The sequence below is a fragment of the Beijerinckia mobilis genome (assembly GCF_000745425.1).
Taxonomy (GTDB): Bacteria; Pseudomonadota; Alphaproteobacteria; order Rhizobiales; family Beijerinckiaceae; genus Beijerinckia; species Beijerinckia mobilis.
Map to the genome: position 1 here is coordinate 16,198 of NZ_JQJH01000026.1, position 23,585 is coordinate 39,782.

31 protein-coding genes are annotated in these 23,585 nt (G+C 56.3%); 23 read left to right on the top strand and 8 right to left on the bottom strand.

Going from position 1 to position 23,585, the window contains the following annotated elements; translation table 11 throughout:
- The first annotated feature begins 287 nt into the window (after positions 1-287).
- From DL88_RS16105 to DL88_RS16150, 10 genes are all read left to right on the top strand, one after another.
- Positions 288-1,520, top strand: coding sequence for a tyrosine-type recombinase/integrase (locus DL88_RS16105; protein WP_084705238.1), 1,233 nt, complete (start codon positions 288-290; stop codon positions 1,518-1,520).
- A complete protein-coding gene (locus DL88_RS16110; protein WP_156971158.1) occupies positions 1,459-2,289 on the top strand; it encodes a hypothetical protein in 831 nt (276 codons plus the stop codon). The genes DL88_RS16105 and DL88_RS16110 overlap by 62 nt, the downstream gene beginning before the upstream one ends.
- Positions 2,290-2,361: 72 nt before the next feature.
- Entirely contained in the window at positions 2,362-2,583 is a 222-nt protein-coding gene (locus DL88_RS16115; protein WP_034998475.1) for a helix-turn-helix domain-containing protein, read from the top strand.
- A gap of 198 nt (positions 2,584-2,781) precedes the next feature.
- On the top strand, positions 2,782-3,243 hold the full coding sequence (locus DL88_RS16120) for a hypothetical protein (protein ID WP_156971159.1): 462 nt from the start codon (positions 2,782-2,784) through the stop codon (positions 3,241-3,243).
- Complete coding sequence (locus DL88_RS16125) at positions 3,240-3,578, top strand: hypothetical protein (protein WP_051956078.1); 339 nt, start codon at positions 3,240-3,242, stop codon at positions 3,576-3,578. The genes DL88_RS16120 and DL88_RS16125 overlap by 4 nt, the downstream gene beginning before the upstream one ends.
- The gene (locus tag DL88_RS16130; RefSeq protein WP_051956079.1) at positions 3,575-3,910 is read left to right on the top strand and encodes a hypothetical protein; all 336 of its coding nucleotides are present in this window, start codon (positions 3,575-3,577) and stop codon (positions 3,908-3,910) included. The genes DL88_RS16125 and DL88_RS16130 overlap by 4 nt, the downstream gene beginning before the upstream one ends.
- Positions 3,907-4,296, top strand: coding sequence for a single-stranded DNA-binding protein (locus tag DL88_RS16135; protein WP_034998479.1), 390 nt, complete (start codon positions 3,907-3,909; stop codon positions 4,294-4,296). Before DL88_RS16130 ends, DL88_RS16135 begins: the two co-directional genes overlap by 4 nt.
- Before the next feature lie 12 nt (positions 4,297-4,308).
- On the top strand, positions 4,309-4,734 hold the full coding sequence (locus tag DL88_RS20450) for a hypothetical protein (RefSeq protein ID WP_034998481.1): 426 nt from the start codon (positions 4,309-4,311) through the stop codon (positions 4,732-4,734).
- A complete protein-coding gene (locus DL88_RS16145) occupies positions 4,731-5,690 on the top strand; it encodes a DUF7146 domain-containing protein (RefSeq protein WP_169741595.1) in 960 nt (319 codons plus the stop codon). The genes DL88_RS20450 and DL88_RS16145 overlap by 4 nt, the downstream gene beginning before the upstream one ends.
- A complete protein-coding gene (locus tag DL88_RS16150) occupies positions 5,677-6,882 on the top strand; it encodes an AAA family ATPase (RefSeq protein WP_051956081.1) in 1,206 nt (401 codons plus the stop codon). Before DL88_RS16145 ends, DL88_RS16150 begins: the two co-directional genes overlap by 14 nt.
- 507 nt (positions 6,883-7,389) lie before the next feature.
- Here DL88_RS16150 and DL88_RS16160 read toward each other — a convergent pair.
- Both DL88_RS16160 and DL88_RS16165 read right to left on the bottom strand, forming a co-directional pair.
- The gene (locus tag DL88_RS16160; RefSeq protein WP_034998492.1) at positions 7,390-7,635 is read right to left on the bottom strand and encodes a hypothetical protein; all 246 of its coding nucleotides are present in this window, start codon (positions 7,633-7,635) and stop codon (positions 7,390-7,392) included.
- A gap of 71 nt (positions 7,636-7,706) precedes the next feature.
- The gene (locus tag DL88_RS16165) at positions 7,707-8,054 is read right to left on the bottom strand and encodes a hypothetical protein (RefSeq protein ID WP_034998494.1); all 348 of its coding nucleotides are present in this window, start codon (positions 8,052-8,054) and stop codon (positions 7,707-7,709) included.
- Positions 8,055-8,093: 39 nt separating this feature from the next.
- Here DL88_RS16165 and DL88_RS16170 point away from each other — a divergent pair, with 39 nt between their 5' ends.
- On the top strand, positions 8,094-8,396 hold the full coding sequence (locus DL88_RS16170; RefSeq protein ID WP_034998496.1) for a type II toxin-antitoxin system HigB family toxin: 303 nt from the start codon (positions 8,094-8,096) through the stop codon (positions 8,394-8,396).
- A gap of 12 nt (positions 8,397-8,408) precedes the next feature.
- Positions 8,409-8,777, top strand: a complete 369-nt coding sequence (locus tag DL88_RS16175) for a helix-turn-helix domain-containing protein (protein ID WP_034998498.1) — start codon at positions 8,409-8,411, stop codon at positions 8,775-8,777.
- Positions 8,778-8,919: 142 nt separating this feature from the next.
- On the opposite strand, the gene DL88_RS16180 is transcribed toward DL88_RS16175, so the two are convergent.
- A complete protein-coding gene (locus DL88_RS16180; RefSeq protein ID WP_034998500.1) occupies positions 8,920-9,195 on the bottom strand; it encodes a hypothetical protein in 276 nt (91 codons plus the stop codon).
- Positions 9,196-9,214: 19 nt separating this feature from the next.
- Entirely contained in the window at positions 9,215-9,787 is a 573-nt protein-coding gene (locus DL88_RS16185; RefSeq protein ID WP_034998502.1) for a winged helix-turn-helix domain-containing protein, read from the bottom strand.
- Between the two features lie 171 nt (positions 9,788-9,958).
- Between DL88_RS16185 and DL88_RS16190 the strand changes: the two genes are divergently transcribed.
- The 6 genes from DL88_RS16190 (at position 9,959) to DL88_RS16210 (ending at position 17,948) form a co-directional block, all read left to right on the top strand.
- Positions 9,959-10,813: a BAR domain-containing protein gene (locus tag DL88_RS16190; RefSeq protein ID WP_034998504.1), complete on the top strand. Its 855-nt coding sequence runs from the start codon at positions 9,959-9,961 to the stop codon at positions 10,811-10,813.
- A gap of 43 nt (positions 10,814-10,856) precedes the next feature.
- Positions 10,857-11,012 carry a hypothetical protein gene (locus tag DL88_RS20455; RefSeq protein ID WP_156971160.1) on the top strand — a complete coding sequence of 52 codons (156 nt, stop codon included), beginning with the start codon at positions 10,857-10,859 and terminating at the stop codon, positions 11,010-11,012.
- A complete protein-coding gene (locus DL88_RS19565; RefSeq protein WP_051956082.1) occupies positions 11,009-12,199 on the top strand; it encodes a S49 family peptidase in 1,191 nt (396 codons plus the stop codon). Before DL88_RS20455 ends, DL88_RS19565 begins: the two co-directional genes overlap by 4 nt.
- Before the next feature lie 70 nt (positions 12,200-12,269).
- Positions 12,270-12,758, top strand: a complete 489-nt coding sequence (locus tag DL88_RS16200; protein WP_051956083.1) for a hypothetical protein — start codon at positions 12,270-12,272, stop codon at positions 12,756-12,758.
- A 138-nt stretch (positions 12,759-12,896) separates the two neighbouring features.
- Complete coding sequence (locus DL88_RS16205; RefSeq protein WP_156971161.1) at positions 12,897-17,165, top strand: NACHT domain-containing protein; 4,269 nt, start codon at positions 12,897-12,899, stop codon at positions 17,163-17,165.
- A gap of 135 nt (positions 17,166-17,300) precedes the next feature.
- Complete coding sequence (locus DL88_RS16210; protein WP_051956084.1) at positions 17,301-17,948, top strand: hypothetical protein; 648 nt, start codon at positions 17,301-17,303, stop codon at positions 17,946-17,948.
- Position 17,949: 1 nt separating this feature from the next.
- Here the strand turns inward: DL88_RS16210 and DL88_RS16215 are convergent, their stop codons facing one another.
- Both DL88_RS16215 and DL88_RS16220 read right to left on the bottom strand, forming a co-directional pair.
- On the bottom strand, positions 17,950-18,468 hold the full coding sequence (locus DL88_RS16215) for a hypothetical protein (RefSeq protein WP_034998508.1): 519 nt from the start codon (positions 18,466-18,468) through the stop codon (positions 17,950-17,952).
- A gap of 51 nt (positions 18,469-18,519) precedes the next feature.
- Positions 18,520-18,780 carry a hypothetical protein gene (locus tag DL88_RS16220; protein ID WP_034998510.1) on the bottom strand — a complete coding sequence of 87 codons (261 nt, stop codon included), beginning with the start codon at positions 18,778-18,780 and terminating at the stop codon, positions 18,520-18,522.
- A gap of 463 nt (positions 18,781-19,243) precedes the next feature.
- Here DL88_RS16220 and DL88_RS16230 point away from each other — a divergent pair, with 463 nt between their 5' ends.
- The 5 genes from DL88_RS16230 to DL88_RS16250 are packed head-to-tail and all read left to right on the top strand — an operon-like array spanning position 19,244 to position 20,854.
- The gene (locus DL88_RS16230) at positions 19,244-19,531 is read left to right on the top strand and encodes a hypothetical protein (RefSeq protein WP_034998512.1); all 288 of its coding nucleotides are present in this window, start codon (positions 19,244-19,246) and stop codon (positions 19,529-19,531) included.
- Positions 19,518-19,742: a hypothetical protein gene (locus DL88_RS16235; RefSeq protein ID WP_034998514.1), complete on the top strand. Its 225-nt coding sequence runs from the start codon at positions 19,518-19,520 to the stop codon at positions 19,740-19,742. Before DL88_RS16230 ends, DL88_RS16235 begins: the two co-directional genes overlap by 14 nt.
- Complete coding sequence (locus tag DL88_RS16240; protein WP_034998516.1) at positions 19,729-19,962, top strand: hypothetical protein; 234 nt, start codon at positions 19,729-19,731, stop codon at positions 19,960-19,962. Before DL88_RS16235 ends, DL88_RS16240 begins: the two co-directional genes overlap by 14 nt.
- Complete coding sequence (locus DL88_RS16245) at positions 19,959-20,150, top strand: hypothetical protein (RefSeq protein ID WP_034998518.1); 192 nt, start codon at positions 19,959-19,961, stop codon at positions 20,148-20,150. Before DL88_RS16240 ends, DL88_RS16245 begins: the two co-directional genes overlap by 4 nt.
- Positions 20,147-20,854 carry a hypothetical protein gene (locus DL88_RS16250; RefSeq protein WP_034998520.1) on the top strand — a complete coding sequence of 236 codons (708 nt, stop codon included), beginning with the start codon at positions 20,147-20,149 and terminating at the stop codon, positions 20,852-20,854. The genes DL88_RS16245 and DL88_RS16250 overlap by 4 nt, the downstream gene beginning before the upstream one ends.
- Positions 20,855-21,421: 567 nt before the next feature.
- On the opposite strand, the gene DL88_RS16260 is transcribed toward DL88_RS16250, so the two are convergent.
- Both DL88_RS16260 and DL88_RS16265 read right to left on the bottom strand, forming a co-directional pair.
- Complete coding sequence (locus DL88_RS16260) at positions 21,422-23,314, bottom strand: DUF262 domain-containing protein (RefSeq protein WP_210165326.1); 1,893 nt, start codon at positions 23,312-23,314, stop codon at positions 21,422-21,424.
- A partial coding sequence (locus tag DL88_RS16265) for an IS5 family transposase (protein ID WP_051956085.1) occupies positions 23,253-23,585 on the bottom strand: 333 nt, incomplete at its 5' end. The genes DL88_RS16260 and DL88_RS16265, both read right to left, overlap by 62 nt.

The following is a 23,585-nucleotide window of genomic DNA, read 5'->3' on the forward strand; positions in this document are numbered from 1 at the left end:
CGCTGCTTGAGGCAAATTTTGCCAAACGCTAACAAATGAAATTTAGCGTTAAGACTTTGTTTTCTTTTGTAGAAACGGATGGAAGCGAATGCTTAGAAATAGGTAGCTGGCGGAGACGGAGGCAGACGAACTCTTTTCCGCATGAATTCGCAAACGTTCAAATTCCCTGTTGATATTCCTCAATCTTCTAAAACTTGTGTTCCGTTTTCGTTCGCTCTTGTTCTATCCTGTCCGCGTCATAGGCTAGGGCTAAAGCAAGGGTCAAAAAGTATGGCGGAGCACTTTTCTTGGCGCGGCAAATCCATCAACTGACCGTCCGCAAGATTGCGGCTTTGACAGCGCCGGGGCGCCATGCCGATGGCGGGAACCTCTATTTGGTCGTGTCGAAAGGCGGCGCAAAGAAATGGTCCTTCATGTGGTCTCGCAATGGCCGGCAAAGGGAAATGGGCCTTGGCAGTGCCTTGTCGGTTTCCCTTTCGCGCGCGCGAGAACGGGCCGACCAGGCGCGGCGCCTGCTGGCGGAAGGCATTGATCCCCTCGAATCCAGGGTCCTTGCCCGAACGGTAAAGGACGAAAGGCCGACCTTCGGGGAGATCGCGGAAGGCGTCCTTAAAAAGAAGGGAGAGGAATCCCGCAACCAGAAACATGCCTCGCAATGGCGCTCGACACTGGAAACCTACGCCGGGAGCCTTTGGAACCTGCCGGTCGAGGATGTCGACACAAATTCTATCGTCGAGGTCCTGCAACCGATTTGGCTCGACAAGAACGAAACGGCTTCGCGCCTGCGCGGACGGATCGAGGCTGTTCTCGATGCAGCCCAGGCGAAAGGACACCGGCCGCGCAATGAAGCCAACCCGGCGCGTTGGAAAGGCCATCTCGACAAGCTCCTTCCCAAGCGAAAGAAACTCGCCCGTGGTCACCATGCCGCGATGCCCTACGCGGATATTCCGGCTTTTCTGAAGCGCTTGCAGACCCTCGAAGCCGTGGCCGCGCGGGCACTGGAATTCACTATCCTGACGGCGGCCCGATCAGGCGAGGTGCTTGGGGCACGGTGGGATGAGATCGATTTCGAAGAACAGGTCTGGACCGTGCCGGCCGAACGAATGAAGGCGGGGCGGGAGCACCGCGTGCCGCTGTGCCGTCAGGCCATCGCGATCATGAAGAGCCTTGAGCCATTGCGGAATGGTGAATTCGTCTTTCCCGGCCAGAAGCAGGACAAGCCCCTTTCAAATATGGCGATGGAAATGGTTCTGCGCCGAATGAAGGTCGAGGATGTGACCGTTCATGGTTTCCGGTCATCGTTTCGCGACTGGGCCGGCAACGAAACGGAATTTCCTCGAGAGCTTGCCGAAGCGGCACTTGCTCATGTCATCGGCGACAAGGCGGAACAGGCTTACAGGCGAAGCGATGCGCTGGAGCGTAGGCGCGCACTCATGAATGCGTGGGAAGTGCATATTTATGGCCAAACGTTTCATTCCGCATTATTCCGAACTCAAAGAAATTCTGCTCAAATACAATGAACACAACCATCCACATGAAGATATAGAGCATTTTGCGGTGAGTATGCAGTTTGATTGCGCCAACGCAAAAATGAGAATCGCAAACTCTGTTTGTAAGGTTACTGATGACGAATTGCTGCGTATTAGAAGGGATGGTTGTGTTAAAGAGATAATCCGTCTTGAAAAGGCGGCGCTTTCTGTTGACAAGCATAGATGCGAAGATGCTCAAGCTTATTTGCGAATGTTGAATGGCAGCAAGATACTGGAAAGATATAACGATGCTTGGAGGCTCTGCTCTAGAGAGACTGAAGATACAATCTATAGCTTTGCACCAAAAATTCCTCAAAAAGGATGGGTATTAGATCAACTTGATCATGGCAACGCTTATTATGGACAAGTATTTCTTAAAGGCGAATTGATTCAGCAAATATGCATTCCAATGCCTCATGTAGCCTTGCCGTTCATCAAGGAAGCACGAGAATACATAATTGCAAAAAACACGAGAATCCTGGCTGGAAGAAAAGCCGATCCTGACATAAGAGAGTTTTGCCGAGTATCACGTGATGTTTACGAATACATCACTGGAAGGCGTGCTTACCGACAAAACAGGAATGGAGGATTATTCAAGCCGGGATCTTTCGACGCTTTTTTGAATGAAGTTGCTCGGCTTTACGGAATTGGGATTTCACTCGGAAGCGAGGCGAGCGCCTTACGATTTATAGGGAATGATAAGTCATTGATGATGAATAGTTTTGTTAAATCGAAACAGCAGAAATCAAAAAAACTCTAAAATCCCACAGACACCTAAATCACAATCGCCCATCCTCTGCTCATCCGAACACGAACGAGCGAGGATAACGAAATGAATGCCAGTGCTCCGGCCGATGTCACGCGGCAACCGATTTTCAACAGCATTGAACAGGCATGCAATCGCCTGGGCGTCAGAAAAACCAAATTTTATGAGTTCGTCAATGCAGGCAGCATTGGAACGGTGAAGCTGCACGGGCGCAGGCTTGTGCCTGAAGATGAACTCCTGAAATTCGCAGCCGCAGTCCGAAATGGCGAATTTTCGGAGGTCGCGTAACCGTCATGACCTCCAAACGAAAGAACCCCGCCGGGGGCAAAACGGCGGGGCTCGGGAAATGTGATTGCGTGGCGGCGATCAACACTCGGGAAACTATGCCCGCCCTCACAGAAATTCAAGCCAAATTTCTCCGCGATCGTTTCGGCCTGGAGCCGGAGCGCGCGGCGATTATCGCCTCTCTCGCCTGGGGAGGCGCGCGTGGCTGACGTTCTCCACATTGGTATGATGCTCGGCAAACCGCTCCGGTTCGTCCGGGCACCAGGCGAAGGCCCGCGCTTTCCGTGGGTTGTTGAGTCCGATCTCGCCAAGGCGATGAACCTGTCCCGCAATCACCGCCGCGTCATGAAAATGATGACTGATGAGGGTGAGGCTGGCGATGACGCCATGATTGTGCGGATCGATGGCAAGGCCGAGCGATGCATCAGCCACAGCCTTGCACGGGGCCTGATGGATGCGATCGAGATCAGCCGCCTGCGCGAGGCTGGTGAGATCGAAGCGGCCCAGGCAATCGACGCCGATATCACGACATCGCCGATGGTTTGGGCCTATGTGGCTGCCGCCAAGGCCGCCATGGACGAACAAACGAAGGGGATGAGTGATGGCGAGTCCTTCGTTTTCTTCCTCGACGCGATGAAGGCTGAGAATGGAGGTGCGCAATGAGCCGCGCCCCTCTTCCTTCCCGTCGCACTTCGGAAATCATCGACTTCCAGCACGACAGCCTTCGCTACACGGCCAGCATCAGCCGCTTTGACAATGGCCATTTGGCGGAAGTCTTCCTGGATGCCGAGAAAGTTGGCGCCGCGGCATCTGTCATAGCGCGTGACCTTGCCGTCACAGCCTCGCTGGCGCTCCAGTATGGATGCCCCGCCACGGTCCTGCGCAAGGCGTTGACCCATGATGCTCGCGGCATTGCCGCCGGGCCCCTTGGTGCGCTGCTCGATCTCGTCGAAGGCAGCATGCCCGCGCCCCGCCAAAGTGATGGAGGGGAAGCATGAGTGCGAAAGTTCTTGTCGAGGGCACGCTGAACAAGGCCGGAGAATGGCGCAACACCCGAACCGGACGGCCCTTCGTCGTTGCCACGTTGCGGGAGCGCGAGGAACCGGACATTCGATGGTGGCGCCTGTTCGCCTTCCTTCCCGTGCAGCAGGAGGCGCTCCTGGCGATTGCCGAGGGCGAGGCGCTTTCGGTGCAGGGCGATTTCAGCATGCAGGCAAGAGAAACCGGAGACGGGCCGCAAACCTGCCTTTCCATCAATGTCCGGCACATCCTCGTCCTCGACCAGACCAAGGCTGGATCGAAGGCCGGCAAGGCCGGAGGTGCGCAATGAGCACCGTCGTTCTCGTGCAGGGCACGCTCTTTCGCGCTCCAGAACGGAAGACATCGAAGGCCGGCAATGTGTTTGCCGTCGCGACGCTCAAAGAACGTGATGGCCAGGACACCCGCTGGTGGAAAGTCTTCGCTTTCAGCAATCACCTACAGGAGGAAATTCTGCGTCTGTCGGATGGCGATGCGCTTACCGTCCAAGGAAGCCTGCGGGCCGATGCCTATGACAACGGGGATGGGGTGCGCGTTTCGCTTTCGGTGACCGCGGATCATGTCTTGGCCCTGAAGCAGCCGAAGCCTAAGCGCGAACGCAAACAGGCAGAGACTGAGAAGCCGCCGCCACTGCGTTATGGCGATCCGCGTCCCTTCGATGATGATGTCGATTTCTGATGGAGGCGTGGCATGAACTCCTCCCTTCAGGACAGGCTCGCGAAACTCCTTCCCATGCTGGGATCGAGTCATGACGGCGAAGTCTTGTCGACTGTCGCCGCCATCCGTCGCTGCCTCGATGCGGCCGGGCTCGGCTTCAATGATCTGCCATCTCTTCTGGCCAGTGAGACCAAATCGTTTCATGCGGCGCCCGCGGCCGGCGCACAGGGTACCTTCGATCTTCCGCCGCGATGGGCTCAACTCGGACTGAACGATAAGCGCGCCTGGCTCAAGGCCTTGGCCGCCTGTGACTGGCTAACGCCTTATGAACGCGAGCGCGTTACGGATTCCCATCGTGACTTCGTCGTCGCACCGCATCGCGCTTCCCTCTCATGGCAGCGCCGCAAACTCTTCGAGCAGTTGATCGCCCGCGCGATGGCGCAGGGGGTGCGTCCATGATGGCGCTCCAATCCCTCGCCCGCGCTCTTGGTGGTGATGTGTCTGGCGGCCGCGTGCTCGCGCCTGGTCCCGGTCATTCCCGCAAGGATCGCAGCATGTGGGTGCAGCTTTTACCAATGGCGCCGGACGGTTTCATTGCCGGTTCCTTCGCCGGAGACGCCTGGCAGGACTGCAAGGATCACATCCGCTCGCGCATCGGCCTTGATCGCCGGCCGCTCGAGCGGCGCAGGCTGGAAGTGACGAGGCAGGGACCTGCCGGAACCTTCGTTGTCCGCCGCGGCGGCGTGCTGCATCCATACGATCCTCCGGTGCCTGCGGTCTCTCCCGAAGATCAGCGCAAGATCGAGCGTGCCTTGCGTATCTGGCAGGAAGCGCGCGATCCGTGCGGAACGCTCGTCGAGGCCTATCTGCGCTCGCGCTGCCTCGACCTGCCTGAGGACATCGCCGGCGCCGTGATCCGCTTTCATTCAGCCTGCCTCTCGCGCGGCGACGATGGCGTTCTTCGCTCCTTCCCGGCCATGGTGACGCTGTTGCGTGACAGCGTGACGGATGAGCCTTGCGGCATCCATAGGACCTTCCTCGACAAGGAAGGCCGCAAGATCGGCCGCAAGATGCTTGGCCGGGCTTCGGGCGCGGCGATCAAGCTCGATGCCGATGAGCACGTAACGCTCGGCCTTGTCATCGGTGAAGGTGTCGAGACCTGCCTGTCCGCGCGTCAGATGGGTTTGCGGCCGGTCTGGGCCTTGGGATCTGCTGGAGCGATCGGCAACTTTCCTGTCCTGCCGGGCATCGAGACGCTGACCATTCTGGCAGAGGATGATTCCGCCAGCGCGCATGCCGTCCGGCAATGCGGGCGGCGTTGGCATGAAGCCGGACGGGATTGTGTCGCGCTCGAGCCCATTGCGGGCGGCGATGCCAATGATGTTTTGAAGGAGGTGGCCCATGGCGCGGCTTGATCCTCCTTTCGACCCGGAAGATGCGCTGGCAACTGATCCACCTGGCTTCCGCCGCAAGGACTGGAGCGAATACGATCCAGGCTTCCGCAGCGGTGCTGATGATGGGTATGTGCCGCCTGGCGAGAAAGACGGGGCATCCCCTCAGCGATTCAAGCTGATCCCTTTCAATGAAATTCAGCCCATAACGACGCCCGGCTATCTCATTAAGGGCGTTGTCCCGCGTGTCGGGCTGATGATTGTGTGGGGTGAGCCGAAGTGTGGCAAGAGCTTTCTCGTTCTCGATCTCGTGATGCATATCGCCCTGGGCTGGGAATATCGCGGCCGCAAGGTCCGGCAAGGGACTGTTGTCTATATGGCTCTTGAAGGTGAAGCTGGTTTCAACAATCGCATCGCCGCCTTTCGGCAGGAGCACCTTGTCGGTTATTCCGGGCTCGTGCCCTTCTACCTGATTGCGAGCCACATGAGCCTCGTCCCTGATCACGTGGCGCTCATCGCCTCGATCAAGGCCGCATTGGGCGACGAGGCACCTGCAGCCATCGTCATCGACACGCTGAACCGGTCTATCACCGGTTCTGAAAGCTCTGACGAAGACATGGGAGCGTACATCAAGGCAGCGGATGTCATTCGCGAGACCTTCAATTGCGCGGTGATCATTGTTCATCATTGCGGGTGGGACAAGACGCGACCGCGTGGGCATTCCTCACTTGGAGGTGCGATCGAAACTCAGATCAGTGTGAAAAAGGATGAAACGAACACCGTCATCACGGAAGTCGAACTGATGAAAGACGATGAAGCGGGAGCAATTTTTTCCAGCAGGATGCGGCGCGTCGAGATCGGCGAGAATGAGGAAGGCGATCCAATCACCTCGCTGATCGTCGAGCCAATCGAAGACAATGGAGAACCCGCAAACATCGTGACCACGACAGCACCGGGGATTCTTCAACGCAATCTGTTGAAACTCTATGACATGCTTGCCAGCGACGTGGAATCGTCACCAGGCTTCGACGGGAAGCCTGTGCTCAAGGTCTCCGTTGAAGATCTCAGGGACAAGCTCAAGTCTCGCGGATTTCTCGAGGTGAACGAGAAGGGACAGATTACAGCCACGGACAGGAAAAATCTGACCAGAGCCAAGACGGAACTGATCGAACGGAGAATTCTGGTCGAAGAGGATGGCAAAATATGGAGAATCTGATGTCGCGATACCACGCCGGCCTTAGATGCAATGTGATCGCAATCCATTATGATTTCACATCCAAAACGGGCACGCTCTCCATGTCGGAAGACAATTGTTGCGACATGAGGGCTTGCATCACACTCTTTCAGAAAATCGACGATGCCGTTCAGCGCATTGTTACAATTTCTGGAAATATCCAGGGCACGATCTATGTGAGGAAAGGCACTGACTGGCGGGTATTCCAGCCCATGAACCGATTTGCGTCAGTGTGAATATCAGCAGGGAAAGAAACGAAAGCCGGCCAAGTGCCGGTTTTTTTGTTGCCTGACCTCATAGTATAGATTTACGTGGCATTTGCGTGGCAAAGTATGCCGCGCAGAAAGTTAAAGCATGCCGCGCAATGCCGCGCAATAGTGCCGCGCAACTATACGTTTTATCGGTTCTGCAGCATAAAATATTTGTAGCTGGAAACTAAAGTAAAACTGCGCGGCATACTGTGCGGCAACTTTGCCGCGCGCCATTCCCTCAGTTGCGCGGCACATCCCCCCCTTTAGGGGGGATGCCGCGCTGCGGATGGTCGGTTTTACTTGCGTTGGAACGCTGGCCGGATGGGATCAACCGGCAGGAAGGGAGATGGTTGATCCCATGCCGGCATGAGGGAGCGAGAAGGCCGGAGCGTGGCGTGAGCGGGCCGGAGGAACGTGGATCGAGTGGCTGGCGGAGCAGAGCAAGCTGTTCCCTGCCGGTGGCCCGGATCGAGGTGCGCGGCATGCCACGCACTTTGCCTCACAGTGATCCCATGCCGATCGAGCGCGGGGCGACGTAGGGCCAGAGTGCCAGAGCTAGGCAACGAAGCCTGCCGCCAGGATCGCGGCACAAAAAACCCGCCGGGCGAACGCGCGACGCGACGGCTGTCCTGCCCCTGCCACCGGCCCGTGGCACTTATGCTGGCCCTCGCTGCTGGTCACTTTCAGGCATTCTGCGGGTCCTTCCAACGCATTTTTCATGCCATGCGGCCGCCGCAGCCCGAAAAAACGGTAGCGAGCGAGCCCCGGTTTAGGGTTTACGCCGCTTGAATCCCATCTGGCGAAGGGTGTTGACCAGTTAACCCGGTGCCTGTTGATGCGGTTAACCCATGGCGCGATTGCCTCATGGAGGATCACGAAAGGCATTTCCAGAATATGGAACATGGCGCTTGTTCCCATATATGGAACATGCTAGGTTGCCTCATGCGCATCATCGCCATCAATACGCTCACGGCCTATGCGGAGCAGCATCCTGAGACGGCCATGGCGCTGGCACATTGGCGGCAGGTGGCGCGGCGTTCGGCCTGGAAAAGCCCGATGGAGGTCATCGCCTCTTTCGGGAAGGCCAAGGTCATTAGTGAGGACCGTATCCGGTTCGAGGTTGCCGGCGGTAATTATCGCCTGATCGTCGCATTCGATTTTTTGCGCCAGATTGCATTCATCAAATTCATCGGTACCCATGCGGAATATGATGCGATCGACGCAAAGACTGTCAGCAAGTTTTGAAAGGATGGGATTATGGAAATCCACCCAATCCGTACTCCTGAAGATCATGCCGCTGCAGTTGCAGAGGTCGAAAGACTATGGGGCGCGCGTGAAGGCACGCCGGAAGGCGACAGGCTGGAGGTTCTCGCGATCCTTATTGATGCCTATGAGAGCGCGCATTTCCCCATGGCGGAACTTGACCCGATCGAGACGATCAAGGCTCACATGGATATGGCAGGTCATAGCCAGGCGGAACTGGCTGCACTGATCGGATCGCGGTCCCGGGCGTCGGAAATCATGAATCGCAAGCGCGCCCTCAACCTCCAGCAGGTGCAGAAGATTGTCGAGGCGTGGCATATTCCCGCCGAACTTCTCATTCAGCCTTACAGGCTTGCCGCATAGCCTTCTACTGCCGCCGTGCACCGTGCCGGCATGAGGTGCCGGAGCGGCAGATTTTCGATCGGCATGCCAAGCGGTCTTCCTCTCGCGCTGGGTAATACGCCGCCGGCACAGTAAAGCAGCGCGAGGCTCGACCTGCCGGAATTCAGACTCCTTCGACCGAGAAGTCACCGGTTCCGGCCGCGTAATATGTCAGGTCACCCTGCGGGATTGGGTTCGGCCATGAATAGGTCTGGTCCGCCGGGATCCTGAACCCGTAGGCTGGGCCCGCAACCATATCCGTGGGCTCATCGACGCCGACAATGCGCAGGTCGCCGCTCGTATTGTTCTGGACGGTCAGCACCACGCGCTGAATGCGGTCCGGCTTCGCAATCACGCCGGACGCGCCGGCAGTCTGAACGGTTATTGAATGGTTCGCCATGGTTTCCTTTCCTGCCGGCTCATGATTCCTGTGCGGCCGGGTCGTGTTGCTTCAAGCCAATGAGCTTGCGGGTGATCGTCTCCCGCATTTCCCGCGCGATCTCCCGCAGCACACGCCGCGCGCCATTGTCGCCCTCCGCCACCACAGCAGACGAAACCCGCTCAGCCATGGACGGAAGGCCTTCGATCACGCTCACGATGGCAGTTCCGCAATCTTCCGTTGCCGCCACAACGTCGCTCTTCTCCAACAAATCTCCACGCCGGCGATCGCGCTCCATCTCGGCCATATCAGCCTGATATTTCTTGTGTCGAGCCTGCTCCTTCGCAAGGATTGGATCGGCTTTGTCGTCGTCGCTGCCAGCATCGTCGAGGCCGAGCGGCGTATGGCCCGGCGTCGCCTTCGCTCCATTGCTGGCGCGCACGGAATCGATTGCGACGCGGGCCGCATGCCCGTAAGCGCCAAGCTCGACCAGCTTCGTGCCGCCATCGCCACGCCGCGACTTGATTAAACCCTGATCTTCGAGACGCCGTACACGTTTTGAAACCGCCTGGATCGACACCCCAAGATGAGTGGCAAGTTCAGTCAAACTCAACCAGTTTTCATTTATCCCAGACATTCTTGCCTCTGAATTGTTCGGACATATACGGACAAACATGAACGCGAACGGACACTCGCAGCCATTATAATACTTTTATTTTCAATGTATTATAGACACATTCAGGGTTGAATGATACATTGCCGTCGCTTTTTGAGTGAGGGCGACATGCTGGGTTTTGGTGGCAAGAACAAACAGGATCGCGCGGATCTAAGTGCCGCGATTGATAGCGTGCATGAGTGCGGCAAGACGGCAGAGGCGGCCCACGCCGCGCTGGCCAAGGCACGCAAGATGGAAACCGCGCTCGCCGAAAGGATCGAGGCGGCCCGCGCCGATGATGCTGCCGTGGCGCGCAGTCTTGCGGCAGCCTTCACCGGCGACGGAGACGGGCCGGATATGGCCGGCCTCGCCCGGGCGACGGCACCGCTCGAAACCCAGGCCGAACAGTTGCGTTCCGCCATTGCGGTTCTCGAAGGCGACCTGGCCCAGGCGGAAACTGGGCTTGCCGAGGCTGTTGAAGCACGCAAGATCGCTGTCGGAAACGCCATCCATGAATTCACGGCCGCGCAATTCGCCGGCCTGCAGGACGCGATTGCCAAGGCAACAGATCATGCAGCAATCGTCATTGCCGGAAATGGCTATGCACGGATCACGGAGATCAGCAATTTCATTGAGGGCCATAAGCTGAAGGGCGATCGCAAGGCCGTCAATCAGGCCCGTGCGACCATCGACGCCTGGCGTGATGCTCTCGCCACCGATCCTTCAGCAATGCCGGACTCAGCCGCAGGCCGGGCTTTGTTCGAGCAGCGTGAAGCCGAGGCCGTGCTTGAGAAACAGGAAGCTGCCCGGGAGGAAGAAGAATACCGTCAGGCGATGACAGCCGAGCGGCGTGAGCGGATCGAGAAGGATCGTCGCGACGCATACATTCGTGATTTCGAATACCAATGGAACCGCACACCGACTAATCGGGAAATCAATAATATGATGGAAGCGAATGGGGAACGTATTCCTCCCGCTAATTAGGTTTCTCTGTAAATCAGCCCGGGTCGGATGAGAAAGGAACCCGATGCCGCTTCCTGTCTTCCAATTTCAGGAACATAGCGCGATGGCGCAGCAGATGAATGCGGCCAAGCAGGTCACTGCCTCCGGCGTGCTTCGGGCGAACACCGGAGTTTCGATGATGGAAGCTGCGCCGAACCGTGGAGGCGCGACGCCGCGATGACGACCAATCCCAGCAACACACCCTCCCTTCTTGCCGGCAGAGAAACCGTTCTGGCGTTACCGCTCCGAGCCGAACGAGTGATCGAGGATATCCTCGCGGCGGGGCGGGAGGCATTTGACCGGGCGCGCGGCACCGCTGGATCCTCGATCGGCTATCGTGTCGAGAACGGCACGGCCCTCATTCCCGTCATGGGCTCGCTGGTCTCACAGGGTATTTTCCCGGCTGGGCGGTATGGCGTCACCTCCTATGAGACACTCAGGAGCGACTTGCGTGCGGCAGCCGTTGATCCTGCCGTCTCTCGCATCGCGCTGATGATCGACAGCCCTGGCGGCGCGGTCTCTGGCGTGGATGCCACGGCGGCGGCGATCCGCGCAGCGCGGCAGGCCAAACCGGTGGTAGCCTATGTGCAGGGCGTCGGCGCCAGCGCAGCCTATTGGCTGGCCTCGCAGGCCGACGAGATCGTGGCGACGCCGCTGGCCGAGGTCGGTTCAATCGGCGTGGTCATGGCTCACGTCGATGTTTCCAGGGCTATTGAAAAGGCCGGCATGAAGATCACGATGCTTTATTCCGGGACGCGGAAGGTCGACGGCAATCCCTACCAGTCCCTGCCTGATGATGTCAGGGACAGAATGACGAAGGAGCTTGATGCCTTGCGGGCTGTCTTTGCGCGTGAGGTTGCCCAGGGTCGCGGGATCGATGTCGGCGCCGTTCTGGCGACAGAGGCACGAACATACATTGGCGGTGACGCGCTGAAGAAGGGCCTCGTCGACCGGATTGGTTACCTCGACAAGGATATGCAGGACAAGGTTCCTGCGAAGAGGAGGCCAAACAGGATGAATCTGGCTAGCATCGATCGGGAGCGCGAAGACGACTACAAGCGTGGCTATGCGCAAGGACTTCGGGAAGGAGTAATTGGTGAGCGTGCACGCATTAAGGCTATTGTATGCAGTGACGCGGCTGACGGCCGTAAGAGCCTCGCCTGGTATTATGCCTTTGAGACCTCCATGGCGGCGGATGCCGTCCTTGCCATTCTGAACCATGCGCCCAGGGAGGCCGCTGCACCACAGCGCCGCCAGCTTCTCGGTGTCGGGGCGGTGGGATCCGCCGATACCTGTTCACCATGGGCCGATATCGTCGATGAAGAGAACCGCCGTCTGGCGAAGAGCAATCCGAAGGCGAGGATCTGAGCAGGTTGGAAGGGGTCATGATGACCATACCCTCGGCTGGCGGGTTTATCACGGCTGCAGATGATCGAGGATGCAGGTGAAGGATATCGACGACTCTGCCATCAACTTCCTTGAGGGGACAGGTTTTGAAGAACGTATCCCGGAACGCTGGACGCCGGATCATGTTGGCGCTCGGATCGTGGATGCGATCCGGATCGAGCGATGCCTGCCGCCGGTGCGCGGGCCCAAGCCGCCAGGCAATCATTGGCGTGAGGTAGTCAATGGCGGGATCGACCAGACCGATTTCGCGGACGTTCCCTGGAATCGGCCAAGGTCAGCCTCGGCCGCCGAAATCCGGCAGATGGAAACCGCTTTCGGCTGGCTGATGCTGCTGCGCCACCACGATGCCGGTCTTGCCGTCGTCACGATCAATTGGGCCTTTACCGTGGTCAGCGGGCGAACAGTCCGGGATCTTTGTCAGCGGAAGGGCTGGGCGTTCGGCACCTTCTATCGCAAGCGGAACATCGCCCTGAAATTCGTTGCTGATCATCTCAATGCAACAGCGGTCCCGGTGTTTTAGCAGAAACGGACCCCCTAATTTTCTTTAAATTGCGTGCAATCTGGGACCGCGCGTCCAATGCGATGGAACTTTTTCTAGATCTGCCTCTCGACGATGGGTTACTGGATTGACGTTTCGTCCAATCGTGAGGGTTGCGGCATGACGGAAGACGATACTCGCACCAAGTCTCAGTATCGGCTTGATTTGATCTACGCATGGCCTCGCTTCTGGGTGCCGCAGGATGGCACAATCGATTTGTCAGATGCTGGCTTTTTGCATAACCCAATGGAAAACCAAGCTCAATCACGTGGCCCTGTGCAACTAGCAGCCCTTCAGGACTGGAAGGCCCTCATCCTTCTCGGTGAACCAGGCATAGGTAAGTCCACTACGCTGAAGGAGGAAGCGGAACGCGTGGCGGTGTTCTCTTCCAATAGCGACATTGTCTCCATCTACATTGATCTGCGCGACTTTTCCAGTGAGACGCTCCTGTACCACCGCGTGTTTGAAAGTGAGCAGTTCACTGCTTGGAAGAACGGCAGATCGCATTTGTTCCTCCACCTCGACAGCCTCGATGAAGCCCTTTTACGCATCGACTCGATTGCAAATTTACTCGCCTCTGAACTGCTAACGACACCAACAGAGCGTATGTCGATCCGCATTGCTTGTCGCACGGCGGTATGGCCGGCCGATACACTGGGGACTGCGCTGAGAAATATATGGGGTGAGGCTTCAAGAGTATTCGAACTAGCTCCACTCCGTCGACAGGACCTCCTCGTTGCCCTGGAGACCCATGGCATAGTCATCGAAGACTTTATGCGGGCGTTGTTTGCGGCTCAAGCGGTTCCCTTTGCCATCAAACCTTTGACGCTCAAAATGCTTCTGAGGATCTATCAGCAGGGGGGTAACCTTCCAAATAGTAGTATCGATCTTTATGAGAGAGGATGCCTCGCGCTCTGCGAGGAACAGAACAAGAGTCGGCGCGATTCAGGGCGGCATGGAAGACTCAACCCGAGGCAGCGAATGCGTCTAGCTGGACGGATCGCGGCAGCTACGATTTTCGGCAACGGCTTTGCAGTCTGGAGAGGCCCTGAAATTGACTGTGCCAGTGAAGATATCCCGATATCCACGCTTTCTGGTCACCATGAAGAGGGTGAGTTGCTCACGTTTAATGTGACCGATGATGACTTGCGTGAGGTGCTTGATACGGGATTATTCAGCTCTCGCGGTGAGGGTCGCATGGGTTGGGCCCACCAAGGCTATGGTGAGTTTCTCGCGGCGTTCTATCTTTTCAAGCGAAACGTGCCGTCGGAAACCATGTTAAAGGTGTTGCTCCATCCCGCGGGCGGCCTGATCCCACAGCTTTCAGTTGTTGCAGCATGGGCGGCATCGTTGAGTCGTGGGGTGCGCGCAGCGCTAATCACCAAGGACCCGGTAGTTCTTCTGCGGGGGGACCTGTCGAGATGGAGCACCGATGAGAGAGCGTCACTGGTGAGATCGCTGCTCGACTCTATCGAAAACAAACAGTTTACCGCGTCGCCGTTCAGCAATGCCGAGGGCTACACGAAGCTGAATCACCCAGGCCTAGCTGACCAGCTCCGACCGATCATCACCGACCAGCAGCTAGGCGCTATGACACGCCGCGTTGGAATTTTTATCGCTGAAAAATGCAGACTTACGGAATTGCAGTCAGAACTTCTGCAAGTAGCGTTGGATGCCGGCGATCATCCTGACGTCCGGGCCCTGGCCGTATCAGCGCTAAAATATTGCGGTGACGTCAGTGTTCCGGACCTCGTTCGTCCACTGACAACCGGTGATGAGGGACCTGATCCTCGCGACAACATTAAAGGCAGCACTCTCGACCTGCTATGGCCGAACCATATGAGTGCGGCCGAACTATTCTCGCTACTGACACCACCATCGGTCGAGAATCATTTTGGCGCTTACGCGCTCTTTCGGAGGACATTGCCGGACACTCTGAAGACATCCGATCTGTTGCCAGCGCTCAGTTGGGCCAGTCAATTGATCACACAGACTGGACCATGTGACAGCTCCCAGGATCGGACTTTAGCAGATGCCATCATGTTTAAGGCATGGCAGGTGTTCGATGATTCGGAGCTGACGCGACCCTTCCTTGATCATATTGCTCTCCGGCTGCGCCAGTACGGCGACCTGTGTCATGGAAGTGACTGTAAGGATCGGGACACCTTCATGAATGGCCTGCGCGCTGATGTTGACCGGCGCCGTCAATTTCTACTGGCTGTTTGTGCTGGTGCACTCGATCGGACCGAAGCTCAGTCTTATAAGCACGTCCAATTGCTCATCGAAGCCGACCTGGAATGGCTTCTCGACATTTCACCAGGCGGGTCACGGCCGGTAGCAGGCCTTAATCTCGAAACCCTGTGCAATTTTATCGAGTGCGTCTTTGTTTGTGAGAATCTCGCTCATTCCGAGGCGCTTCATGCTGCCGCTGAGCTGTGGCCCGTGTTGCGGTCGCGATATGCCTTTTGGTTCGAGGGTGTGTGCCTGGATTCCCCAGAAGTAGCGCAAATCCGGGCCCAGCAGGAGCAATTACATGCAATCATGAACGATCGTCCCCCTCCCATAGTGCCTGACCTATCCAACAAAATTCTGACACAGTTGACGGAGGCCGAAGCCGGTCGCTGGCAGGCTTGGTGGAAGCTGATCTGCTACTTGAAGTTGACACCAGAGAGCCGAGGATGGGGAGACGAGCTCGACTATTTCATCACGGCAATGCCTGGCTGGGGCGATGCCAATGAGCCTCTTCGGCACCGGATCGTTGTTTCCGCCGAACGTTATTTGATTGAGGCGGAGACCAGCATTGATGACTGGCTTGGGCATAATCCGATGCCCATCTTTCGAAGTGACGTCGCCGGTTTGAGGGCATTTATTCTGTTGAAGCAGGAGTCGCCCGAAGATTATGATAGAATTACAAAAGAGATTTGGCAGAAATGGGCACCGGTGATTGTCGGGCTTCCACGGCACGCGGTGATTGATCACTCACCCGACATAGCCCACATCTTGGCAGACGCGTTGAGGCATGCGCCAGCAGAGTTTGTCGGTGCTGTTCGAACAATCATTAGACATGAACGGGATAGAATACGGGCGCTCGACGTCACGCCGTCGCCTGGGTCGCCATTCTTTATCCTTCATGATCTGGACGGATGCTGGAACAACGGTCTACTCAAGGATGCCATCTATGACGAACTCCGTAATCCGGATAACACACCTGAAGAGTTTACTGCCTTGTTGGATACTCTTTTGAAGGCGGGAGTCGAGCAAGCCCTCGATTGTGCTGTCGATTTGCTGGCAGAGTTGGGACCTTCCACGCGTGACCGAAGCCTTGCGATTGCGGATGTGCTGTTACGCCGCGCAGCGGCCCGTGCGTGGCCGGTCCTATGGGCGACCATAGTGTCTGACGATGACTTCGCCCGAAATGTGCTTTCCCATGTGGCCGAACACTTCAGTTTCGGTACGCCCTTTTACGCTGATTTAAGCGAGCGCGAGATTGGAAATCTCTATGTCCTGATGATGCGGCTTTTCCCGCGGGATGATGACACCGAGTGCACAACAGGGTTCATGGGAACCCTAGAATCGATCGGATATCTGCGTGACGGCGCTCCTCGCTATCTGGCTGGTCTGGGCACTGAGGACGCTGTCAAAGTATTAAGTGAACTTATTGCCGACCACACGGAGTTTGGCGGTTTGGCTCACGAATTAAGCTTGGCCGAGCGCACTATGCGCATTATGACTTGGTCGCCGATGACACCGAAAGAAGTGCTCGCACTAACCGACAAGCCAGATTTGCAATTGGTGACATCCCCTTCGGATCTTTGTCAAGTTCTGGTCGCGGCGCTTGAGAAGTATGGCACGGCTCTTCACGGTGCTCAGACTCCCGTCAGGGACCTTTGGGATCGACAGGACGGTAAGGATACTTTTCGTCCTATTGACGAGAATGCACTATCCGATGTCATCACGCGTTTTCTGCAGACTGAATTGGGTACCGCTGGAATTTTCGCCAATCGCGAAGTCGAGGTTAGCCGCGCGCCGGGTGCACCAATTGGGCGGCGCACAGACATATTGATCAATGCCGTTCGTCGGCGCGACGACGGCAAGCAATTTGACCCCATCACCGCTGTTATCGAAACCAAAGGCTGCTGGAACGACGAATTGTTCACGGCGATTGAGGGCCAGCTGTTCCGAGAGTATATGGTCCGACTGAGAGCGCAGGTTGGCCTCTATCTCGTCGGATGGTTCGACACAGCCAAATGGGACAGTAAAGACAGCCGCCTCAAACGCGTGCCGACAATGACGATCGAAGAAGCTAAGGTGCGGCTCGACCGCCAGGCCGCAGAGCTTCCCGAAGGTTTCATCGTGCGGCCGGTTATCATCGATTGCCGCGTTCCCTGAAGCACCAGTGCCGCGTCTTAGGTGAAGATGTCGTAGACCGGCAACTCACGCGATGAAGTCATTCCATTTCGCGGGAAGCGTCCGTAATTTTTATCTGCATCATGCGATCGAAATGAATTTGAATGTCGACCGGCAATGACAATTACCTCTGAGTTTCTCGTTGCGCTGGCTCACGCGGCCGAGATTTCACCCGGTGAAAGAACGATCCCCTGGCCGTCACCAGGCGCGCCTGGTGGATTCGTCACCTTTGCGAATTTCGCCGAGTGGCAAAAAATCATATGCGGCTTTCGTCTCGCGTCCGGCGTGCCTCACGACATGGTGGATTTATTCGATCGCGCGCTTAAGCTCTATCTCGCCGCGTGGCTAGATTTCGATCTTGTTGTTGCTGGTGAGATGGCAGCTTTCGCAGCCCTCGAACACAGCCTACGTGATCGCTACCTTAACTCCTTTCGTCAACGACACATGGAAAAGGTCATCGCACGCGCCAAAAGAGAAAAGCGAGAGCCGATGCTCAATGAAAATTTCCGTCATGATTCTGTGAAGCTTTCCGATCTTTTACAGCACATGCATCAACACGATAAACTCACAGATGACCTGTTACCTTGCATCCGCAAATATGGTGGCAGTGTTATGCGGCGGCTAACAGACAAAGGCAGTCCTGCCCTCGCCGAATTGCGTAATGACAGGGCACATGGAAACCCGTTTGGAAGTGAGTATCAATCCGGCTTGCTCGAGCTCATACGTGATCTCATCGAATACGCCTATCGGGATAGAATTCGTTGATTCAGAACTGAAACTCGGGAAAACGATCTTTTACGAGGGGGATCACGAACGTTAAAAAGCACGAGGCCAATCCGTAGAGGCTAATAGTCTCGCTTGGATGATCGTCTGACGACGCCTTGACGTACAGTGGCATCAGATTGCTTGCAGATTTTGTATAGATAGGCCGGTGATCAGCATGGGCATAGCCGAGCGTATAGCTCTCCATGTGGACGAGCCGGTTGAGGGCAAATTGGTATTTCTCAATCCAAACACCAGGATCATTTTCTGAAATATTCACTTGATTATTGGTAATAGCTGGAAACTCTTCCTTTTCGAAACTACAGATTTGATTCACACGTCGTGCGTGAAAAGCAAATTCGAGCACATCCATTGTAAGGTCCTCGATGAAGGAAGGTGTCCATTCGCTCGGGAAGACTGACCCCGTAAAGGCTACGATACGCAGCGCTTTCGTTCGCGCCGCCTTAATATGAAGTTCGCAGATACGCCGTTCGATGGGCATGCCTAGGTCTTCTCTTGCCATAACTACCCCCGCACCCCCGCCATTCTCTGCGATATATTCCGCGCCGGCGAATTAATCTGCTCCATCCGGCACCAATCGGATTAACAGTCTCACGCCAAACCAAAGGGTGAAACCCGTACCAACGCATAAGCCAAAGAGTGCCGCAGAAATGAATTCTAATAGTGCTGATGGGTCCCTGTTCGGCAATTTCAGGAGTGCCCAGAAGGCGGAATAGAAAACTGTCATGGTGACTACCCCGCCAGCAACCAGCGTGGCCACAGTGCCAATGACCAATTTCCCGATGATCCAGAAAATTCTGACCACCTGATTCATCGCTTCCGCAGCCGCACCCCGGGTCCTTCTCCATTTTCTTCCACGAAGATCACGCCGGCCGCTTCGAGGGCTTGGCGGATGGCTATGATTGTGGAGACACGTGTTTCCGAAAGCTCGCCTGTCATTCTTTCCAAGCGCTTTATGGTTTCGACAGAGATGCCGGCGGCATTGGCGAGTGCTGCCTGTTCCATTCGGACCATCGCTCTGGCGGCGCGAAGCTGTTCAGCGGTCAATTTGCACCTAAAGTGTAAAATATTATCTTTCAGGTGTTGACACCTTAAATGCCTTATAATACCCGTCAGGTGTAATTTCAATCATTGTACGGTTCTTTCAATGCCGAACCCCACATTTCCGGCAAACGCTCGAACTTTGCCGACTTCCTGCCTGTCCAATCCTGTCCGACCTTCACCCCGTTCCCAGGCCGAAGAGCTTGAGGCTCTCCGGCAGAAGGAGGAGCGCTGACATGCCGACCAATCTGCCGCCGCGCGCGGAGCCTCACCTCGAAGATGATTGCGGGCCTCTCGAAGCCATCGGCTTGACGCTCTTCTTCCTCGGCGGATGCGCCTGGTATGGGGCCCGGATCGCTCTCGCGTTTGTAATGGCACTACCGGGCCTCGCCCTCGATCGGGATGTGCACGCCGGCCTCGCCACAATTGCCCGCTCGTGGCTCGCGTGCCGCTGCCTCCGGCTCGCGGCTTGGCTCATCAATGCTGCCGTACATCTGAAGGAGGGGAACAATGCCGGCGAATGAAACCCCGCCAACATTGCTTTCCGCAATCGACTCGGTTACCCGCGCTGCGAAGCTCACGGACGGCGCGTTCATGGCGGCGCAATGGATGGAAGCCGGCATGGAGCGGGATGCCCTGTCGGCGATACTCGACACCATTTCGGACACTCTGAAATCAGTAAACCAGACGCTGGCGGCTCTGCAGGAGAAGGAGGTCGCCAATGCCTGTCTATAATCTCGATGGCATCATCGATCTGGAAGAGCGGATCGAGTTCGCTCTCGGACTGGTGCGCGCTGGTGAGCTTTCTTCCCGGGAAATCGAAACAAACGAGACCACACAGGTCTTCGCAGCGATCTTTGATGCCATCTGGACCAAGCTCAAGCCGATCTCGGATGCCCTGGAGCGTGAAGAGAGGAAGATGGCTGCTGCCAACAATGGAGGCAATACGCGATGAGTCTCGCTGTCATTGTCAAAGCCTTGTTGGATCAGGGCTGCATGGCTGAACAGATCGCGGCGGCTGTTCTTGCCGACGAGCAGGCGAGGGAAGCACGCCGGGCGCGCCTGCGGGAAGCCAATGCCGAATGCCAACGCCGCACAAGGGAACGCGATCGGGCCGCTGATCATGGAGGTGACAGGCTATGAGCTATGAGGCCATTGCCACGACCATGTTGAATGAAGGTTGCACGGCGGGGCAGATCGTGGCGACGATTACGGCCATAGAGCGCGCGGAAGAACGTGCCAAGGCAGCCAAGCGGGAGAAGGAGGCCGAGAAGAAGCGGCATCAACGTGCCCGGGCCAAGGGTCTGTCCCCTGTTGTCCCGGGGACATCCGGGGACCCTTCCCCTGATAAAGAAAGGTCCCCCACACCCCCTAAAGAAAATAACCCTAACCAATCCCCCTCTCTCCCGGCGCGCCTGCCGGCGGATTTCGAGATTTCCGGGGAAGACCAGGCGTTCGGCGCGGCCGAAGGCCTGACCGAAGCCGAGATCAATCGCGCTGTCGAGGATATGCGGCTTTGGGCGGCCGAAGCCGTTGGCGAGAAGGCTTTGCGACAGGACTGGCACGCCACAGCCAGGCGGTTCATGCGCCGTGATGCCGACGCCAAGCGTGCCGGTAAGGGCAGGGTCCCTGAGAAAGGCGCGAAACGGTTCGATTTCCCGCCGGTAAGGGAAACGCTCGCAAAGGGCACGCCGCCGCTTGTCCACGTCAAACACGATTCCCCGCAAGGCGACGCCTGGGCGGCATGGTGGCGCGTGACGAAGGGTGGATCACCGCCGATGGATCGGGCAGGAGGCTGGCATTTCCCGGCAGAATGGCCGCCGGATCGGAAAACCGAATGCGGCTGAACCGTTCAAATCAGGCCGTATCTGTCCAGATCAAGCCGCGTCGCAGACTAGGGTTGAAACAGGGGTTCGAAAAGAGTAGAATTGAAATTCTACTTATATTTCAATTAGTTATGCAATTTAGCTGGCGGGCAGCGCCCGATGAAGATGAGAACTATGAAATCGTCATAATCATCCGATAATTATGTAGAAACTCCGTATTATGCGGATATCGGCGGGCTTCGGTGGCATTTAGGTGGCGCACGGCGGCCATTTCGGGCGTTTGACGTGGCCTATCCTATTCGCCCGCCGATTGCCGTCATGCAGTTGCTCCTTGGATCTGTCGTTCGCCCAACCTGCGGGACCGCTCGATCAACATCGGAAACTGGGAGATACCCGCCATTCGCGCTGATCACTCCGAACGACGGGTTCCGGCGAGACCAGACGGTTCGAAGGCAAATCCGGCTAGAGTGATAGATGTTCAAAGCCGGCCCACGGCGGATAGGTGGGTAAGGCCACACGAGGTAAATAAATCTGCGGTTCGCGCGGGATGAAGGCGAGAGGGGTAGGGGTAAAGCTGCCCCTCTCCCGTCACGCTAGCAAATCTTTGAACGCCATCACGAGCATCTTTTCCCGCTTTTCGATAAATTCTCGAAAATTGGCAAAGGTGAGATCGACGTCAGGAATATAGTGCTTGGCCATATAGTCCATACGATCAGCCTTTGAAGGATATTTCTCAGTCATCCATGCGTCGAAATCCTTGCCTGACTTCTCCTGATTCGGAACCCCTTCGAGCAATTGCAAATTGGCGAGGCTGTTGAAATTTTCCATGAAGAACTCAACGTCTTCATCCTTGATTCCCGCCTTCGATAGCCGCTTATTCGTGAACATTTTTTTTGGGAAAATGTGATCTTGATGGAACTTGTTGCGAAAATCCAACGTCGGATAAAGGAATGCCAGAACAGAGTAGGTATATGCCTCACCGTAGCTATAGTGGAGTAGGCTCATGATCTCGTCTGCGTCGAATGATAGGGATTTCGTGCCGCCCTTCAGCTTGTTGGAAATTTCCTCGAACGGAAAGCCCTGTTCGGCGCTGTTAATGACCTCACGGATAGGACGAAGCACGTTATCGGGCTGGCCACTGAATGTGCGCTTGAGGAGAACGATCACCAGCCATTTGAAGATGGCCTTGCGGTCAGCCTCATATTTCGATGCAACGGCGAAATTGTTGGGGACGCCAATCTTCTTCAGATAATGGGCGATGGGGATCAGGGCATTGTTGGATGTCAGCGTTTCCCGGTGATAGCCGAGATTGGCCAAGAGGATGACTGCGCCGCGGATCGCTTTGGTGATGTCCTCCCACTGCTGCTCGATATTGAGCATGTTCGCCTTGTTGAAATTGTCCACCTTGAAGGCGATTTCCCGGAAGCCGCCGAGGACAAGGCAGCATTTCAGAACGAAGTCCTTGTTGATGTTGAAGCCGTCGCCGATGGCATTCACCTCGTCGACGAATTCGGTGATCTCCTCACGTGCGTCCTTGTCCTTCCACTGGGCTGTGGCGATGGACAGCAGCAGGTCGGAATAATTGAGCTGGGTGCCGCCGCTGTTTACGCGGATGAAGATATTGAGAACCTTGTCAAGGTCTTCGCCGCGCTCCAAGAAAAAGTTGATTGATCTGCTTTTGTGGATGACGTCGTGCAGCTTGAATAGAGCCTTGTTGGCTAGCCGAAAATTGTCTTTTCCGAACTGCGCGACATCATTGTTCAGCAGATAATCGTTGACATCGACTGGCTCAAGGATGCCGAGAATGTCGCCAACCTTGAACCAGAAATTGTCGCCGTCGCGAACTTCGGCTTCCTTTTTTGTCAAGAAGCTGAACTGGTACTCGACGTCGCTATCTTCGGCGGCAGCATAGAACAGGTTCAAATAGAGATGCCGCTTGGGAAAAGCGGTATCATTGTCCCAGCGCTTGCGCGGCATCTTGTAAGCATATGACCCTTTGAGCCCGATATAAAGGGAGGTCAGGCGCTGTTGGCCGTCGAGAATGGCGATAATGCCGGACTCGCCGCTCAGGTTGGCTTTGGGATTATGGTAACTGTCGCGCTCGTGGTATTCACGGACGAATTCGTAAAACTGGTATTTGTCGACATTGTTGCGGTCGACTTCCCAGAAGAGAAATGAGCTGATTGGATAATCCCGCATAAGGGAATCAAAGAGCGTTTCGATTTGATCGACGCTCCAGACGAATTCGCGCTGTATGGCGGGAAGTACGTAATTCTTACGGTGAATATTGTCGATGGCGTCCTTGATCGTGATCGGCTCAACAAACGCCATTGTCTCTTCCGCCTTGCATCTAAGTTCGTGGGGCACTCGATATTGTCCCGTTCGGTGGCAAAAGCAATGGCCGAAAAGGCGAAGAGGCCTAGGTCCTGTTGACGAATGCGCGCATCCAGAGGCGAATAGCGGCGATATGAACGAAGCCAAGGTAGCTTTCGGCGGTTTTATCGTATCGGGTCGCGAGGCGGCGTGAGTTTTTGAGCTTGTTGAAGCACCGCTCGATGCGATTGCGCAGGGCGTAGATGTAATCGTCGACGGGGATTTGCGTTTTCCGGTTTTTCCGGGTCGGGATGATGGTGGCCGCGCCTTTTGTTTCCATTGTCTCGCGAATATGGTCGCTGTCATAGCCGCGATCGGCCAGAAGCACCTTCGGCTCCGGCCCTTCGGCTTCGATCAGCGGATCGAAGCCTGAATAGTC